Raw genomic sequence first — 15404 nt, 5'->3', positions numbered from 1 at the left:
CAGGCTCACTGGGGTGCCCTTTGCAGCCCCCTTTGTCACTGCTACTATGTACGCATGTACAGTCATGAGGCGGTCTTGATGAAGCGCCAGCTCGGCTTGAAGTATCGCCTTGACCCGACGCCATAACAGGCGGCGCGGCTGCGCGTACTGGCCGGTCATGCACGCTTCGTCTGGAATCACGCCTTGGCCGAATGCCTCGCGGCCCGCCAGCGGGGCGAACGGGTGCCGCGCTATGGCACCATGGCCGGCTGGATCACCACCTGGAAACGCCAGGAGGCCACGTCCTTTCTCACTGAGGCCTACACCGACAACCTCCAGCAGAAGCTCCGCGACCTCGACACGGCCTGGCAGCGGCATTTCACTCCGGGCTTGGCCGCCGACGCGCCTCGCTTCAAGAAGAAAGGCAAGTCACGCGACGGCATCCGATTCGTCAACTTTCCCAAATACTGCCGGCTCGATCATCGTCGCGTGAAGCTGCCCGCCGGCCTGGGCTGGGTGCGCTTTCGTCAGTCGCGTCCGGTAGAGGGCAAGATCACCAGCTGCACCGTGGGCCTCGATGGCGGCCACTGGCACATCAGTTTCCAGGTTGAGCTCGAGGTGGCGGAGCCGCCACGGCACCCAGCCACCTCAGCCGTGGGCCTGGACATGGGCGTTAAGCACTTCGCCGTGGATTCCAATGGCACTCCCCATGCCGGACGCAACAGCTTCCGGCAACTGGAACAGCGTATCGCCACGGCGCAACGCCGACTCAAGCACAAGACCCGGTTCTCCCGGAACTGGAATAAGCAGAAAGCTCGCATCGCCCGGCTGCACCAGAAAGCCGCCAACGTCCGTCACTGTGGGATGAAAACAAAGTTTCATCCCTAGAAATAAAGATTCATCCCCGCAGGCTCAGCACTGATCTGCTTCTGAATACTTTCAGGCCACACTCAGTGAAGGCACCGCACTGACGTCTACTTCGCGTTCGGCATGCCAGGCGTCGTGAGCCGCCTGAAGACGCAGCCATAGGCTGGGTCCGTTGCCGAATAGCTTGCCAAGACGTGCTGCCATTTCTGGCGATACTGGCTTACGCGCGGCCAGGATGGCGTGCAGCTGCTGGCGTGAGATGCCCAGCATCCTCGCGATGGCACTCTTGCTGAAGTCCAAATCCTCCAGCATGTCTTCGATCACCTCTCCGGGGTGCGGCGGGCAAAGGTTGGGGTTCTGCTTTGCGGTAATAGTCATAGTGGTTCCACCTCACTCAGTGGTATTGCTCAAAATCAACCTGATAGGCGTTGCCTCCCTCGAATTCAAAAGTGAGGCACCATGGACCGTTCACATGCACGGTGTAACGTTTGGGGTTGAAGCCTTGCAAGCCGTGGAAGTTATAGCCCGGTAAGTTGATCTCCTCAACGCTTGCGGCCTCGTTGATCACGGCCAACCGGATCAGGATGCGCCTATGCATACGCTTGTCGATCTTGGATTTACCGGTTTCCCACAGAGTCGCCAGGTCCTTGCTCTTGAAGGTCTTGATCATGGGGTTAGTGTAGCCTGATAGATTACACCTGTAAAGCGTTAGATTACAGTGCGGGCGTGATAGCGCCTCATATGAACCTAGAAAGATGATACTTTATCTCATGGAGGCTCCATAGGTTCACGATGAATCAAAGGGTTATGAGAGCCAAAGGGATGCGACTTTATTTTCCACCTACAGTCACGACACCCTCCACAAGCTCTCGACCGTCATCAGCCAAAACCACGCCATGGTGGCCGTCGAGGATCTGCGGGTGTCTAATATGTCGGCCTCCGCCAAAGGCAGCCTTGCAGCACCGGGCAAGCGGGTGAAACAAAAGGCGGGGCTGAACAAGGCCATTCTCGACCAAGGCTGGTTCGAGTTCCGGCGCCAGCTTACCTACAAGCAGGCGTGGCGGGGCGGCCTGCTGGTCGCCGTGCCACCTCACCACACCAGCCAGACGTGCCCCGAGTGCGGGCATGTTGAGGCGGCCAACCGCCTCAGTCGAGCAAGCTTTCGTTGCCAGGCCTGTGGTCATGCCGACCACGCTGAGGTCGTCGGCGCTAGGAACATCCTGGTGAAAGCGCATGAGTACCTTTCAGGGCAGGATTTGTCCGTAGAGCCTGTGAAGTGAACGGTGCGGTAAGGCCGTCAGCAGCAGGAACCGGCCACCCGAGCGATCGGGCTGGCACCCGAAAGGGAATCCTCTTCCTGAGTCGCGATAGTGCGAAGGGAGGGGAGGAGGTCAAGAGCTCCAGGCATTGACCAACCCCCGGCTACGCGCCGAGGTAGGGGGTCTGAGTCTGCTGCCCATCGAGGAGATTCCCTTTGATACCCCGGGCTGCTCCTATGCCGTGGCACCTTTCACCTACGCCAATCCGGCAGGGTTGCGCTTCAGCTCGGGAGAGTACGGTGTGCTATATATTGCCGATGCCTTGGCTACAGCACTGTCCGAGGTGCGACATCATCAGGAGGCCTACTGGCGCAATCTGCCTGATCTTAACTATGAGCGCTTCGTGTTGCGGGGCTTGAAGTGCCGATTCCACGAGACAGCCATGCTGGATGCTCTCGGACTCGCCGCAACTCACCCGATGTATGACCTGGACGACTACACGGCGGCCCGGACATTGGGGCAAAGCGTTAAACGCGCCGGCCTGCCGGGGCTTCGTTACCGCTCGGTACGCCGTCCCGGTGCTGCCTGCTGTGCGCTGCTTACCCCGAAACCGGTGATCTCTATGGTCCAGACCGCTCACTATGAGATGGTCTGGAATGGCACCATCACCGGCGTTAACCGGCTGTCCTCCCCCTGAACAGGAACCCAGATGTTAGAGCCCATGCTGTTCAAGCTGCTGGCCACCGCCGGCATCGTCATCCTCGTCGCCCTGGCGGTGGCCCGGGTGGGGCCGCGCCTGGGCGGCATCCTCGCCGGCACCCCGGTGATCCTGGGGCCTGGGTATTTCTTCATGCTGCGCGAGCAGGCCCCGGCCTTCGTGCAGGAGGCGGTGCTCTCGACGCTGCATGCGCTGGTGGCCACACTGCTGTTCACGGTCTGCTTCGTGATCAGCGCCGCCCGGCTGTCGGCGGTGAAGAGCCTGGGGCTTGCCAGCCTGCTGTGGGTACCGGCGGCGCTGCTGTTCACCCAACTGCCGGGTGGGCTGATGGGCGCCCTGGGGGCCTATCTGGTGGTGCTGCTGGTGGCCTAAGGGATCAATCGCTGGCTCAGGCTGGGGCAGCCGGTGGTGGTGGCGAGCTCGGGATGGCTCGACCTGCTCTTGCGGGGGCTGCTTGCCGGTGGGCTGGTGAGCCTGGCTACCACCCTGGCGGCCCGGGCGGGACCGGGCTTCTCCGGCATCATCCTAGGATTTCCGGCCGGCATCCTGACCATCGCCTGGGCGCTGCATGAACGCTACGGGGCGGAGGTGGCGCGTATGACGGTGAGCATGACCCAGCGCGGCATGCTCAGCCTGCTGGCCTTCTGTGCGGTGAGCTATCTAGGCGTGGGTCGGTTACCCGGGATGGTGGTATTCATGCTCTCCCTAGGGGCCTCGATGGCCACCAGCTCGCTGCTGTTCATGTTCAGCCTGTGGCGGGCGCGGCGACTCTACGCCCGCGAGGCGGGCTGAGACCGCCTCGCGGGCTATAGCGAGGCCGCCGCCCGGGCGGCCTGGTCGTAGAGACCCGACATGGCGCGCAGCATGCCGGCCAGCCGGCTGGTCTCCTCGGGTTCGATACCCAGCGAGGAGAGCGACTCGATCAGACAGTCCTCACGAATCTCGGCATAGCGCTGGCAGGTGCTGCGCCCGACATCGGTGGTGCGGAAGAAGGTCTCCTTGCCGTGCTTCTCGCCGAGCACCAGTTCCAGCTTGGTGAGTTTCTTGAGCGCGTAGGTCACGGTATGGCTGTCCTCGACGTTGAGTACCAGACAGATGTCCGAGAGTCGCTTGGCGCGCTTGCGATGGTTCACGCTGTGCAGCACCAGCACGTCCAGGGGGCCCAGCTCCGGGTAACCGGCGGCGGTCATGCAGCGTACCATCCAGCGGGTGAAGGCGTGGGACGCGATGATCAGGCCGAACTCGAACTCCGACTGCTCCTGGGCCCGGTGCGAGAGGTGTTCCGAGGAGACGATAGGGCCGCTGGTGCGGCCCTTGGGGGAGGAAGTGGAGGATGCTGGCATGTCTAGTTGCTCATGGCGTTGGGCAGGTAGGTGACGATCGCGGGGAACAGGCTGATCAGCACCACCCCGAGCATCATCAGGAAGAAGAACGGCATGGCGGCCCAGGCGATGGAGAGGATGTTGCGCCCGGTCATGCCCTGGAGCACGAAGAGGTTGAAGCCCACCGGCGGCGTGATCTGTGACATCTCCACCACGATCACCAGGAAGATGCCGAACCATATCAGGTCGATACCGGCCGCTTCCACCATGGGCAACATGATCGAGGTGGTCAGCACCACCACCGAGATACCGTCGAGGAAGCATCCCAGCAGGACGAAGAAGAGGGTCAGGGCGGCCAGCAGCATCCAGGGCGACAGGTCCATGGTGCCGATCCAGGCAGCCAGGTCGCTGGGCAGGCCGGTGAAGCCCATGGCAGCAGTCAGGAACGAGGCGCCGGCGAGGATGAAGGCGATCATGGTCGAGGTGCGCACCGCGCCGAGCAGGGCATCGCGGAAGGTGGTGCGGTTCATGTTGCCCTGTACGCGGGCCAGGATCAGCGAGAGTACGACACCCACGGCGGCCGCCTCGGTGGGGGAGGCCAGGCCGGTGTAGATGGAGCCGATGACGCCGACGATCAGCGCCAGCATGGGAATCAGGCGGCGTGCGCGGCGCAGCTTCTCGGCCAGTGGCAGGTTCTCCTCGGCGGGCGGGACGCGATCCGGATAGCGCCAGGACCACAGCATCAGGTAGAGGCCGAACAGCGAGATCAGCATCAGCCCAGGCAGGATGCCGGCCATGAATAGGCGCGAGATGGACTGGTCGGTGGCCACGCCGAACACGATCAGGATGATCGACGGCGGAATCAGCAGGCCCAGGGTGGCGGAGCCGGCCAGGGTGCCGATGATCAGGCTCTCGTCGTAGCCGCGGCGGGTCAGTTCGGGAATGGTCATCTTGCCCATGGTGGCGCAGGTCGCCGCCGAGGAGCCCGAGACGGCGGCGAACAGTCCGCAGCCCACCACGTTGGTATGCAGCAGGCGGCCGGGGATGCGCTGCATCCAGGGCGACAGGCCGGTGAACATGTCATCGGCCAGGCGCGAGCGGAACAGGATCTCGCCCATCCAGATGAACATCGGCAGGGCGGTCAGCTCCCAGCTGTAGCTGGAGCCCCAGATATCCGAGGCCATGATATCGCCGGTGGGCATCGAGGTGAACTGGGAAAGGCCCAGCCAGCCCAGGGCGAGTAGCGAGAAGCCTACCCAGATGCCGCTGCCGAGCAGCAGCAGCAGGGCGCCGAAGAGGACCAGCATCATGATAAGCATAGGGAGTCTCCGGGGCTCACTCGTGGCCGCTGTCGTCGATGGTGAAGGCGTGCGGTGCACGCACGGCGGCAATCAACGTCTGGACCAGGCTTTCGATCAGCACCAGGCAGAACAGCACCACGCCACTGAGCATGGCCGACTGGGGAATCCACAGCGGGATGCTGACGAGTCCATAGGAGGTTTCGTTGAAGGCGATGCTGTCGTCGAGCAGCCAGTAGAGGTACCAGGCGAGATAGAGGGCAAGGGCCAGCGCGATGGAGAGGCAGAAGACCTCTACCCAGGCGCGCAGCGCCGGGGGCAGGCGGCCGATCAGCAGGGTGACGCGAATATGACCGCCGTGCACGAAGGTATAGGCGAGTCCCAGGAAGCTGGCGCCGACCAGCAGGAAACCGGAGATATCGGAAAGCCCGGGGATCGCCAGGCCGATCCGCTCGCCGCCGATGGCGGTGGCGATCTGGTCGATGATGCGGCCGACGATCTGGGCGGTAATCAACAGGCAGATCAGGGTCAGGCAGGCGGCGGCCAGATAGCCGCCGAGGTTATACAGTGGGCGTAGTCGATAGGTCATGGATGGCATCCCGTGGGGAGTTTGGCCTTGGAAAGCTCGGGATCGCCCCGGCCAGTGGCCGGGGCGGTCGGGTCGGGATTACTCCCGGGCGCTCTGGTAGGCCTCGAGGATCACCTGACCCTGTTCACCGGCGCTCTCGACCCACTCCTGGGTCATGGTCTCGCCCACTTCCTTGAGCTTCTCGGCCAGCGCCTCGCTGGGCTCGCTGACCACGATGCCGTTTTCCTCCAGCACCGCGATGGCGTCATCGGTCTCCTGGCGGCTCATCTCCCAGCCGCGGGTCTCGGCCTCGGCAGCGGCGTCGAGCAGTGCCTGCTGGGTGGCCTCATCCAGGCGCGAGAAGGCTTTCTCGCTGACGATGATCATGTTTTTGGGCAGCCACAGCTGGGCGTGGTTGAAGTGGCTCAGGTAGTCCCAGGCCTTGGTGTCGGCACCGGTGGCCGGCGAGGTGATCATGGCCTCGACGCGACCGGTGCTGAAGGCGGTGGGGATGTCGGGGACCTCGACCTGGGTAGGCACCGCGCCCACCAGCTGGGCGATGCGCTCGCTGGCGGTGTTGTAGGCGCGCATGCTCAGGTTCCTGAGGTCGTCGCCGCTCTCGATGGCCTGGTTGGTGTAGATGCCCTGGGGCGGCCACGGCACGGCGAACAGCAGGCGCAGGCCCTGTTGCTCGAGCTCCTCGGCGATGATCTCGCGAGAAGACTCCCACAGCGTCCAGGCATCCTTGTAGCTGGCGGCCAGATAGGGCACCGAGTCCACCTCGAAGATGGGGTTCTCGTTGGCCAGCCGCGACATGATCACCTCGCCCATGGGCACGATGCCCCGGCGTACGGAGTTCTTGATTTCGGCGTGGCCGATCAGTGAGCCGTTGGAGTGCACGGTGATATCCAGCTCGCCGTTGGTGGCCTCGCGCACGTCGTCGGTGAACTCGCGAATGTTCACGGTATGGAAGGTGCGATCCCCATAGGGGGTGGGCATGTCCCACTCGGTGGCCGCCTGGGCAGAGGTGCCGAGGGTAGCCAGGCTGACGCCGAGGGCCGCGGCGGTGGCCAGGTGGGGAAGCCGCGATTGGATAGCAGGCATCGAGATGTCCTCGTGTAATGATCGTTGTTGTGAAGGTCACATGGGAGATGTCACCGACTACGCTTTCAGAGTGTAGTGGGTGGAAGGCCGAGAGGTTAGGCGCTGGCCGTTTGTCGAGTCAACGATACCTAGATGAATGGATGATGTGTTATTGGTAAAACGCTGATAAATTAATTTCATAATCTTGATCAGGAGACTCGCATGCCGTCACGTCCCTTGCTGCTCAATGCCGATATGGGCGAGAGCTTTGGCCCCTGGGTGATGGGGATGGATCATGAGGTGATGCCTCACGTCGACCTGGCCAACGTGGCCTGCGGCTTTCACGCCTCGGATCCCGATGTGATCCGCATGACGGTCCGCCTGGCCGCCAAGCATGGGGTGCGGATAGGCGCCCATCCCGCCTACCCGGACATGGTGGGCTTCGGCCGTCGCTCCATGGCCTGTTCGGCAGAGGAGGTGGAGAACCTGGTCCTCTATCAGCTGGGGGCGCTCTATGGGCTGTGTCGCGCCGAGGGCGTATCGGTGAACTATGTGAAACCCCATGGCGCCCTCTATAACGACATGGCCCGCGAACCCGAGATCATGGGGGCGGTGATGCGGGCGATACTCGCCTTCGACCCCGGCCTGCCGCTGATGACCATGGCCACCCGGGACACCCTTGCGGTGCGTGAACTGGCCGAAAAGCAGGGCGTCACCCTGTGGTTCGAGGCCTTCGCCGACCGCGCCTACGACAGCGAGGGCCGGCTGGTCTCCCGCCGCGAGCTGGGGGCGGTACACCACGACCCCGAGGTGATTGTCGATCAGGCGGTACGCATCGCCAGCGGCAAGCCGCTTGTCGCCAGCGACGGCAGCGACCTGATACTGGCGGCCGATACCCTCTGTGTGCATGGCGACAACCCCGAGTCCATCGCCGCGGTGAAGGCGATCCGCGAGGCCCTGTGCCGGCTCGGAGCCGAGGCATGAGTCGCGCGATGAACCGTAAGGAAGGATTGCCACGCATCGAGTCGGCCGGCCTGGATGGCTGGATGGTGCGGCTCTTCGAACGAATCGATGAGGAGAACCTGGCCTGGTTGGGCGCGCTGGCACGCCGCTGCGAGGCCGAGTTCGGTGCAATGCTGGTCGACCTGGTGCCGTCCTACACCACCCTGCTGGTGGTGTTCGACCCGCTTCGGCTCTCGCCTGCCTCGGCAAGGCAACGCCTGGCGGCGCTGCTTGTGGATCTCGAGCCGGAGACGGTGGCCGCGGGTGGTGAGGTGCGTGAACTGCCCACCTGGTATGACCCCAGCGTGGGCCCGGACCTCGAGCGAGTCGCGCGGCATGCCGGCATGAGCGTGGAGGCAGTGATCGACTGCCATGCCGGGCGGGAATATCGCGTCTTCGCCCTGGGGTTCGCCCCCGGCTTCGCCTTCATGGGGTTGCTCGATGAGCGCCTCGAGGTTCCGAGGCTCGACACGCCCCGCCAGAGGGTGCCGGTCAACAGTGTGGCCATCGCCGGGCGACAGACCGCTGCCTACCCGGCGGTATCACCGGGCGGCTGGAACCTGCTCGGGCGCACCGCGGCACGCCTGTTCGATCGTGATCGTGAGGGCTTCAGCCTGCTTAAGGTGGGGGACCGGGTTCGCTTCGTGCCGGTGGATCGAGCTACCTTCGAGCGCCAGGGCGGCAATGCGACGCCGGTGGAGGGGCACAAATGAGTAAATATACCGTTATCGGATTTCGTGTTGAGCGTGCCGGCCCACTGGCGCTGTTGCAGGACGCCGGTCGGTTCGGCGTGCGCCGCCTTGGTGTGACCCAGGGCGGCCCGGCCGACCTTCACGGCTGGGCCTGGGCCAACCGCCTGGTCGACAATGCCTGGGGCACCCCGGCGCTGGAGATCACCTTCGGCGGTCTCAAGCTGGTTGCCGAGCGTGACCTGACGATCGCAGTGGCGGGGGGCGACCTGAGTGCCACCCTGGAGGGGAGGCCTCTTTCCCTGTGGCAGCCGGTAAGCCTGCGGGAAGGTCAGGCCCTGGCATTCGCTGCGCCGCGCAACGGCCTGAGGGCCTATCTGGCCGTGGCAGGGGGCTTCCAGGCCGAGCCGGTGCTGGGCAGCGTGAGCTGCGTGGTGCGTGAGGGGCTGGGCGGTTTCGATGGACGCGGTGGCAAGCTCGCGGACGGTGATCGTCTGGCGGTGACCGCCGATGCTGGTCGGCGCGTCCAGGAAAAGGGGGTACCCGCGGCGGAATGCCCGGACTATGCCTCGCCGGCAACGCTGGGGTTGCTGCCGGGTGCCCAGGTGGCTGATTTTACCGGTGACAGCCTGTTCGCCGCCTTCAACCGTCCCTGGCGGGTGGATGATCGTGCCGATCGCATGGGAGTGCGCCTGACCGGACCGAAGCTGACGTGCCGGATCGGTTCGTTGATCTCGGAAGGGATCGGACTGGGGGCGGTGCAGGTGCCCCCCGACGGGCAGCCCATCGCGCTGCTCAACGACCGTCAGACCATCGGCGGCTATCCGCGGCTGGGAGCGCTGACGCCGCTGTCAGCATCGCGCCTGGCCCAGTGTCTGCCGGGCCAGGAGGTGCGCCTGGCCGCCACCACGCTGGAGCGCGCGCTTTCCAGGCAACGCCGCTTCCGCGACGCCGTGGCCGGCTGAACGCCCTCAGGCGCCCAGGCCGCTCTCGCGCAGCAGCTGGTCGATGCTGGTGGGCGCCCGGGAAGCCTGGCCGCCCTCCATCAGCAGCTCGGCCTCGAGTGCCGCGACGCCGCCTTCCAGGCAGCGTTCGATAAGTAGCGTCTTGCTCAGGCCGGTGGTCTGGACGAGGTGCTCGAGACGTTCATCCAGTTCACGCGGAAGTCGCAGTAGATGAGGCATGTCACGTTCTCCATTATTAGAGGCTTGCCGTGTTACCCGACATTGGCCATCCTTGCAGGCCTTCATGTCGCTACCATGACAGATTTTAAGGAGTGTGGCACCGGGACGACCCGGCTTGCCTTCCACGCTGCGGGGACGGCCTCGCCAAGCAAGGGATGAACGACCATGGGAATGGCCTGGACGCTACTGGTCCTGGCGGGGCTGCTGGAGGTGGCCTGGGCATTAGGGCTCAAGGCCTCGGAAGGTTTTACCCGGTTGTGGCCAAGCCTGTTTACCGTGACCACGATGCTGGTCAGTTTCTATCTGCTGGCCCAGGCCATGAAGGCACTGCCGGTGGGCACCGCCTATGCGGTGTGGGTGGGCATCGGGGCAGTGGGCACGGTGCTGCTCGGTATCCTGATCTACGGTGACAGCGCCTCTCCGCTGCGCCTGGCCAGCCTCGCGCTGGTGCTGGTGGGGCTGGTGGGCCTCAAGCTGGCGGGGTGATGCTGAGTAGGGGATCAGGTCAGCCCCTGATGGCGCATCGCCTCGGTGATGATCGGTACCGGTGTCATCAGGTGTTCGCGCATCATCTCGGTGGCGCGTTCGATATCCCGGGCCAGGATCACCTCGACCAGATCGGTGTGCTCCTGGTGCTTTCGGGCCAGCGCCGCTTCGGAGAGCACCGTCTCGCGCAGCCACAGATGGCGATAGCGCTCGACCTGGTCGAACAGGCTCTCGCGGATCTGCAGCAGGTGCGGTGACTGACAGCCGCTGACGATGGCGGTATGGAAGGCCTGGTGGCGAGTGTCCCAGACGTCGAGCAGCTCGTCGGCGGAGTTCAGTTTCATGACCTTGGAGAGGGTGTGGGCCCGGGCCAGAATCTCCGCTTCCCAGCTGTCGTCGCCACGCTCGATGGCGAGCCGGAGCAGTAGCCCCTCGATCTGGGCCCGGGCATCGTAGAGATCGGCCAGCTCGGCCAGCGACATCGGTGCCACCCGAAAGCCGCGCTGGCTGATGGCCACCACCAGACGCTCCGCCACCAGCTGGGAGAGTGCCTCGCGCAGGGGACCGACGCCCAGGTCGTAGCGCTCCTTCAGCCGGCTCATCAGCAGCTTCTCGCCGGGCTTGAAGACGTTGCGGATGATGTCCTTCTTCAGGCGGTGATAGGCGCTGATACCGAGGTTCTCGCGGGTCGCCGCGTTGTCGAGAGTCGAAGAGTCCATGCTGTCGTCATTTTGTCCATGTGCCTGACATGATAGCCGAATATCGCCACTCTCGGTAATGCCTCACTGGGCCAGACCCGGCTCCTCGCTGTCAGCGTCGTCTGCCGGGCTCGGCTTGAGTGCCTGCCAGGCGGCATAGGTGCTGAGAAAAACTCGGCCGGTCAGGTCATCCAGGAAGTCGCTGCGCTTGAGGCGGTCCATCACCGGGCCCTTGACCTCGGCTAGGTGCAGCGTCACTTCCGCCTCCCTGAGGCGCTCGTTGATGGCGTCCAGGCTCTCCAGTGCCGAGGCATCGATCAGGTTGACCGCCGAACAGATCAGCACCACGTGGTCCAGGCCCGGCTGACGCGCCACCATGCGCAGCACCGTGTCCTCCAGGTAACGGGCATTGGCGAAATAGAGGCTCTCGTCGATGCGCAGGAAGGCCACGCTGCTCAGGGTCTCGACCTCGTGGCGCTGGGTGCTGCGGAAGTGCTCGGTGTCGGGGATGCGACCCACCACCGCGCTGTGGGGGCGGCTGGTGCGGTAGAGGAAGAGCCCGATGGAGAGCAGCACGCCGCTGATGATGCCCGCCTCGACCCCCTCTACCAGCGTCAGCAGGATGGTGACCGCCATGGCCGAGAAGTCACTGCGCGAGTAGCGCCAGGTCTGGCGAATCAGCGGGATATCGACCAGGGTGAGGATCGCCACGGTGATGGTGGCGGCCAGGGTGGCAATGGGCAGGTGGTGGAGCAGCGGGGTGAACAGCAGCGTCACCAGGCCGATGCCCAGGGCGGCGAAGAGTCCGGCCAGCGGGGTCTGGGCTCCCGCCTCGTCATTGATCACGGTGCGCGATAGTCCCCCGGTCACCGGCATCCCGGCGGTGAAGGCCGCGGCCAGATTGGCGCCACCCAGTCCGACCAGTTCCTGGTTGGGGGAGATGCGCTGGCGCCGCTTGGCGGCGAGCATCTGAGCCATGGAGATCGATTCCACGAAGCCCACCACACTGATCAGCAGGGCGGGAATCAGCAGGGCGCGCCACAGGGTGAGGTCCATGCTCGGCAGGGTCAGCGGCGGCAGCCCGGCGGGAATGGCGCCGACCACGGCGACGCCGCGTTCGGCGAGCCCCAGGTGCCAGCTGAGCAAGGTAGTGGCGACCACCGCCAGCACCGGGCCGCTGCGCGCCACCAGGCCGGCGGTGGAGGCGGCGAGCCCCAGTCGCGTCAGCAGGCGGGTGGCATAGCGGCGGCTGACGACCAGGAAGAGCAGGGTCCCCAGACCCATCGCCAGGGTGGGCCAGTGCAGCCGATTCAGCTGGCTGGCAAGGCTGGTCAGCAGGTCGAGGGCGTTGTAGCCGCTGGCCGAGATCCCCGCCAGGTGGGCCGTCTGGCTGATGGCGATCAACAGCGCCGACGAGGAGAGGAAGCCGGCGATCACCGGGTGGCTCAGGAAGTTGGCGAAGAAGCCCAGGCGCAGCAGGCCCATGGCGACCAGCATTGCACCGGAGAGCAGCGACAGGACCAGCGCCGCCTGCAGGTAGGCGTCGCTGCCTGGTGTGGCCACATTGGAGAGCGCTGCGCCGGTCATCAGTGCGATGATCGCCACGGGGCCGATCGCCAGGGTGCGACTGGTGCCGAGCAGGGCGTAGAGCACCGCCGGCAGCAGGCTGGCGTAGAGCCCCACCACCGCCGGCAGTCCGGCGAGCAGCGCGTAGGCCAGTGACTGGGGGATCACCATGATGGTAACGATCAGCCCCGCCAACAGGTCGGCACCCAGCAGGCGAACGTTGTAGTGAGGCAGCCAGGTCAGTACCGGCAGATAGCGCTTGAGCATCCTGTCCCTGATCGGCTTGGGGAATAAGGCGTTAGCCTAAACGATATTAGTGCTTACGTTCAGGGTTGGTTAGCATCGGGTGAAACCGACAACACCCCACAACAGCCCCACAACACGCAAGGACACGCCATGCAACGCGAAACCATCGCCCTCCATCACGGTTATGCCCCCGACGACCAGCATGCGGTGGCGGTACCGATCCACCAGACCACCTCGTTTTCCTTCGACAGCGCCCAGCATGCCGCCGACCTGTTCGACCTCAAGGTCGAGGGCAACATCTATTCGCGGATCATGAACCCCACCTGCGCGGTGCTCGAGCAGCGCGTGGCGGCGCTGGAGGGCGGCATCGCCGGCCTGGCGGTAGCCTCGGGCATGGCGGCGATCACCTACGCCATCCAGACCATCGCTTGAGGCGGGGGACAATATTGTCTCCATCAGCGAGCTCTACGGCGGCACCTACAATCTCTTCGCTCATACCCTGCCGCGCCAGGGGATCCAGGTACGTTTCGCCGACAAGGATGATCTCGCCGGCCTCGAGGGACTGATCGACGAGCGCACCAAGGCGGTATTCTGCGAGAGTGTCGGCAACCCCTCCGGCGGCGTGGTCGACATGCAGGCCCTGGCCGAGATCGCCCATCGCCACGGTGTGCCGGTGATCGTCGACAACACCGTGCCCACGCCCTTCTTGTGGCGGCCCATCGAGCACGGCGCTGATATCGTCATCCACTCGGCCACCAAGTATATCGGCGGCCATGGCACCACCGTGGGTGGGGTGATCGTCGACTCCGGCAAGTTCCCCTGGGCCGACAACGCCGAGCGTTTCCCGCTGCTCAACCAGCCGGATGTCTCCTACCATGGCGTCTGCTATACCCGTGACCTGGGCGAGGCGGCCTTCATCGGGCGCGCCCGCGTCGTCCCGCTGCGCAACATGGGGGCGGCACTCTCCGCCCAGGCGGCATGGCAGCTGCTGCAGGGCCTCGAGACTCTGGGGCTGCGCATCGAGCGCATCTGCGACAACGCCCAGCGCATCGCCGAGTACCTGCAGGGCCACGACGCCGTGACCTGGGTGCAGTATGCCGGCCTCGAGACCCACAAGGACCACGCCCTGGCGCAGAAGTACATGGGCGGTCGCGCCTCGGGCATCCTCAGCTTCGGTATCAAGGGCGGCCGCGAAGCCGGCGCGCGCTTCTACGATGCCCTGGGGCTGGTATTGCGCCTGGTCAATATCGGCGACGCCAAGACCTGCTCGTCGATCCCGGCCGCCACCACCCACCGCCAGCTCAATGACGAGGAGCTGGTCAAGGCGGGCGTGACGCCGGACATGGTGCGCCTCTCCATCGGCATCGAGCATGTCGACGACATCATCGCCGACCTCGACCAGGCGCTGGCGGCGAGCCAGGCTTGAGACGTCCCGGGGCCGCTCACGGTCCCGGTTTTTGCTATTTCCCGGCCGGCTGCGTGACCTCACGCGGCCGGCTTTGCCATGCCGACCACGAGTAGAGGGCGAGTCCGGTCCAGATCAGCACGAAAGTGATCAGCTGCGCACCGGATAGCGCTTCGCCGAACACCAGCAGGGCGATCAGGAACTGGATGGTGGGGTTGAGGTACATCAGGAAGCCCAGTGTTGCCAGGCGAAGTCGCCTGGCGGCCCCGGCGAAGGCGAGCAGCGGCAGGGCGGTGATCACCCCGCTGGCGATCAGCAGCAGAGTGGTCCGCGTGTCCCCCAGGAAGTGCGAGAGGTCGGCCTGGGTCAGCCAGCCCAGGGCGAGCAGCCCCAGCGGCAGCAGCAGCAGGGTCTCCACGAATAGCCCCGACAGGCCATCCAGGGGCACCTGCTTGCGCAGCAGGCCGTAGGTGCCGAACGAGAAGGCCAGCGCCAGGCTGATCCACGGCAGCTCGCCCAGCATCACCAATTGCAGGACGATCGCCAGCGCGGCGAGGGCCACGGCCACCGCCTGCAGGCGGTACATGGTCTCGCGCAGCACCAGCATGCCCAGGGCCACGTTGACCAGCGGGGTCATGAAGTAGCCGAGGCTGGCCTGGAGCACATGGCGGGTCTCCACCGAGTAGATGTAGAGCCCCCAGTTGAGGGCGATCAGCAGGGCACAGCCCAGCACCCGCCCCAGGCGCCGCGGCTGCCCCAGGGCCTCGCGGATCGGCGCCCAGCGCCCGAGCAGGGTCACCAGGCACACCAGAAACAGGCAGGACCATAACACCCGGTGGATCAGTATCTCGAAGGCGGGCACTCCCTCGAACAGCGCGAAGAACAGCGGGAAGCAGCCCCACATGGTGTAGGCAGCCAGTCCGAACATGACACCCTGGCGGGCTTGCGTGTCGGCGGTGGGCGTGGTGGTCATTTCTTGGCTCGTTGAGGATCAATCTGCCAACTTAGCAGCCTATTGAGCGTCATTCCACGGC

Annotated in this window: 18 protein-coding genes and 2 pseudogenes; 10 read left to right on the top strand and 10 right to left on the bottom strand. The window is 65.0% G+C overall.

Annotation, left to right across the window (positions count from 1 at the left end):
* The first annotated feature begins 138 nt into the window (after nucleotides 1–138).
* On the top strand, nucleotides 139–867 hold the full coding sequence (locus LWH48_RS02850; RefSeq protein ID WP_332875605.1) for an RNA-guided endonuclease InsQ/TnpB family protein: 729 nt from the start codon (nucleotides 139–141) through the stop codon (nucleotides 865–867).
* Nucleotides 868–918: 51 nt separating this feature from the next.
* Here LWH48_RS02850 and LWH48_RS02845 read toward each other — a convergent pair whose 3' ends face one another.
* Nucleotides 919–1224 (bottom strand): HigA family addiction module antitoxin, encoded by a 306-nt coding sequence (locus tag LWH48_RS02845; protein ID WP_089675871.1) that lies wholly within the window; start codon nucleotides 1222–1224, stop codon nucleotides 919–921.
* Between the two features lie 16 nt (nucleotides 1225–1240).
* Nucleotides 1241–1516 (bottom strand): type II toxin-antitoxin system RelE/ParE family toxin, encoded by a 276-nt coding sequence (locus tag LWH48_RS02840; RefSeq protein WP_089675872.1) that lies wholly within the window; start codon nucleotides 1514–1516, stop codon nucleotides 1241–1243.
* Nucleotides 1517–1706: 190 nt separating this feature from the next.
* Here LWH48_RS02840 and LWH48_RS02835 point away from each other — a divergent pair.
* From LWH48_RS02835 to LWH48_RS02820, 4 genes and pseudogenes are all read left to right on the top strand, one after another.
* Nucleotides 1707–2126, top strand: a pseudogene (locus tag LWH48_RS02835) (RNA-guided endonuclease InsQ/TnpB family protein); the annotation flags it as partial.
* Nucleotides 2127–2253: 127 nt separating this feature from the next.
* On the top strand, nucleotides 2254–2802 hold the full coding sequence (locus LWH48_RS02830; RefSeq protein WP_232911177.1) for an RES family NAD+ phosphorylase: 549 nt from the start codon (nucleotides 2254–2256) through the stop codon (nucleotides 2800–2802).
* 12 nt (nucleotides 2803–2814) lie between these two features.
* The gene (locus tag LWH48_RS02825; RefSeq protein ID WP_232911176.1) at nucleotides 2815–3195 is read left to right on the top strand and encodes a hypothetical protein; all 381 of its coding nucleotides are present in this window, start codon (nucleotides 2815–2817) and stop codon (nucleotides 3193–3195) included.
* Nucleotides 3196–3234: 39 nt separating this feature from the next.
* On the top strand, nucleotides 3235–3615 hold the full coding sequence (locus tag LWH48_RS02820; protein ID WP_232911175.1) for a hypothetical protein: 381 nt from the start codon (nucleotides 3235–3237) through the stop codon (nucleotides 3613–3615).
* A 14-nt stretch (nucleotides 3616–3629) separates the two neighbouring features.
* Here the strand turns inward: LWH48_RS02820 and LWH48_RS02815 are convergent, their stop codons facing one another.
* The 4 genes from LWH48_RS02815 to LWH48_RS02800 all read right to left on the bottom strand — a co-directional run bounded on the left by LWH48_RS02815 (nucleotide 3630) and on the right by LWH48_RS02800 (nucleotide 7115).
* Nucleotides 3630–4166 carry a winged helix DNA-binding protein gene (locus LWH48_RS02815; protein WP_232911174.1) on the bottom strand — a complete coding sequence of 179 codons (537 nt, stop codon included), beginning with the start codon at nucleotides 4164–4166 and terminating at the stop codon, nucleotides 3630–3632.
* 2 nt (nucleotides 4167–4168) lie between these two features.
* Nucleotides 4169–5464 (bottom strand): TRAP transporter large permease, encoded by a 1296-nt coding sequence (locus LWH48_RS02810; protein ID WP_232911173.1) that lies wholly within the window; start codon nucleotides 5462–5464, stop codon nucleotides 4169–4171.
* 16 nt (nucleotides 5465–5480) lie between these two features.
* On the bottom strand, nucleotides 5481–6032 hold the full coding sequence (locus LWH48_RS02805) for a TRAP transporter small permease (protein WP_232911172.1): 552 nt from the start codon (nucleotides 6030–6032) through the stop codon (nucleotides 5481–5483).
* A gap of 78 nt (nucleotides 6033–6110) precedes the next feature.
* The gene (locus LWH48_RS02800) at nucleotides 6111–7115 is read right to left on the bottom strand and encodes a TRAP transporter substrate-binding protein (RefSeq protein WP_232911171.1); all 1005 of its coding nucleotides are present in this window, start codon (nucleotides 7113–7115) and stop codon (nucleotides 6111–6113) included.
* Between the two features lie 201 nt (nucleotides 7116–7316).
* Here LWH48_RS02800 and LWH48_RS02795 point away from each other — a divergent pair, with 201 nt between their 5' ends.
* From LWH48_RS02795 to LWH48_RS02785, 3 genes are read left to right on the top strand one after another with little or no spacing between them, the layout of a single operon-like run.
* Nucleotides 7317–8078, top strand: coding sequence for a 5-oxoprolinase subunit PxpA (locus tag LWH48_RS02795; RefSeq protein WP_161432063.1), 762 nt, complete (start codon nucleotides 7317–7319; stop codon nucleotides 8076–8078).
* The gene (gene pxpB, locus LWH48_RS02790) at nucleotides 8075–8809 is read left to right on the top strand and encodes a 5-oxoprolinase subunit PxpB (RefSeq protein WP_232911170.1); all 735 of its coding nucleotides are present in this window, start codon (nucleotides 8075–8077) and stop codon (nucleotides 8807–8809) included. The genes LWH48_RS02795 and pxpB overlap by 4 nt, the downstream gene beginning before the upstream one ends.
* The gene (locus LWH48_RS02785) at nucleotides 8806–9750 is read left to right on the top strand and encodes a biotin-dependent carboxyltransferase family protein (RefSeq protein WP_232911169.1); all 945 of its coding nucleotides are present in this window, start codon (nucleotides 8806–8808) and stop codon (nucleotides 9748–9750) included. Before pxpB ends, LWH48_RS02785 begins: the two co-directional genes overlap by 4 nt.
* 6 nt (nucleotides 9751–9756) lie before the next feature.
* On the opposite strand, the gene LWH48_RS02780 is transcribed toward LWH48_RS02785, so the two are convergent.
* A complete protein-coding gene (locus LWH48_RS02780) occupies nucleotides 9757–9969 on the bottom strand; it encodes a ribbon-helix-helix protein, CopG family (RefSeq protein WP_232911168.1) in 213 nt (70 codons plus the stop codon).
* Nucleotides 9970–10140: 171 nt separating this feature from the next.
* Between LWH48_RS02780 and sugE the strand changes: the two genes are divergently transcribed.
* Nucleotides 10141–10455 carry a quaternary ammonium compound efflux SMR transporter SugE gene (sugE, locus tag LWH48_RS02775; RefSeq protein ID WP_161432065.1) on the top strand — a complete coding sequence of 105 codons (315 nt, stop codon included), beginning with the start codon at nucleotides 10141–10143 and terminating at the stop codon, nucleotides 10453–10455.
* Nucleotides 10456–10469: 14 nt separating this feature from the next.
* Here the strand turns inward: sugE and csiR are convergent, their stop codons facing one another.
* Both csiR and LWH48_RS02765 read right to left on the bottom strand, forming a co-directional pair.
* Entirely contained in the window at nucleotides 10470–11174 is a 705-nt protein-coding gene (gene csiR, locus LWH48_RS02770) for a DNA-binding transcriptional regulator CsiR (RefSeq protein WP_161432066.1), read from the bottom strand.
* Nucleotides 11175–11237: 63 nt separating this feature from the next.
* The gene (locus LWH48_RS02765; protein WP_232911167.1) at nucleotides 11238–12986 is read right to left on the bottom strand and encodes a SulP family inorganic anion transporter; all 1749 of its coding nucleotides are present in this window, start codon (nucleotides 12984–12986) and stop codon (nucleotides 11238–11240) included.
* A 129-nt stretch (nucleotides 12987–13115) separates the two neighbouring features.
* On the opposite strand from LWH48_RS02765, the pseudogene LWH48_RS02760 reads away from it, so the two are divergent.
* Nucleotides 13116–14391, top strand: a pseudogene (locus LWH48_RS02760) (O-acetylhomoserine aminocarboxypropyltransferase/cysteine synthase family protein).
* A gap of 34 nt (nucleotides 14392–14425) precedes the next feature.
* Here the strand turns inward: LWH48_RS02760 and rarD are convergent.
* Entirely contained in the window at nucleotides 14426–15343 is a 918-nt protein-coding gene (gene rarD, locus LWH48_RS02755; RefSeq protein WP_232911166.1) for an EamA family transporter RarD, read from the bottom strand.
* Between the last annotated feature and the right edge of the window lie 61 nt (nucleotides 15344–15404).

This window comes from Halomonas sp. G15, from assembly GCF_021282295.1.
Taxonomy (GTDB): Bacteria; Pseudomonadota; Gammaproteobacteria; order Pseudomonadales; family Halomonadaceae; genus Halomonas; species Halomonas alimentaria.
This window is presented reverse-complemented; position numbering and strand designations above follow the sequence as displayed.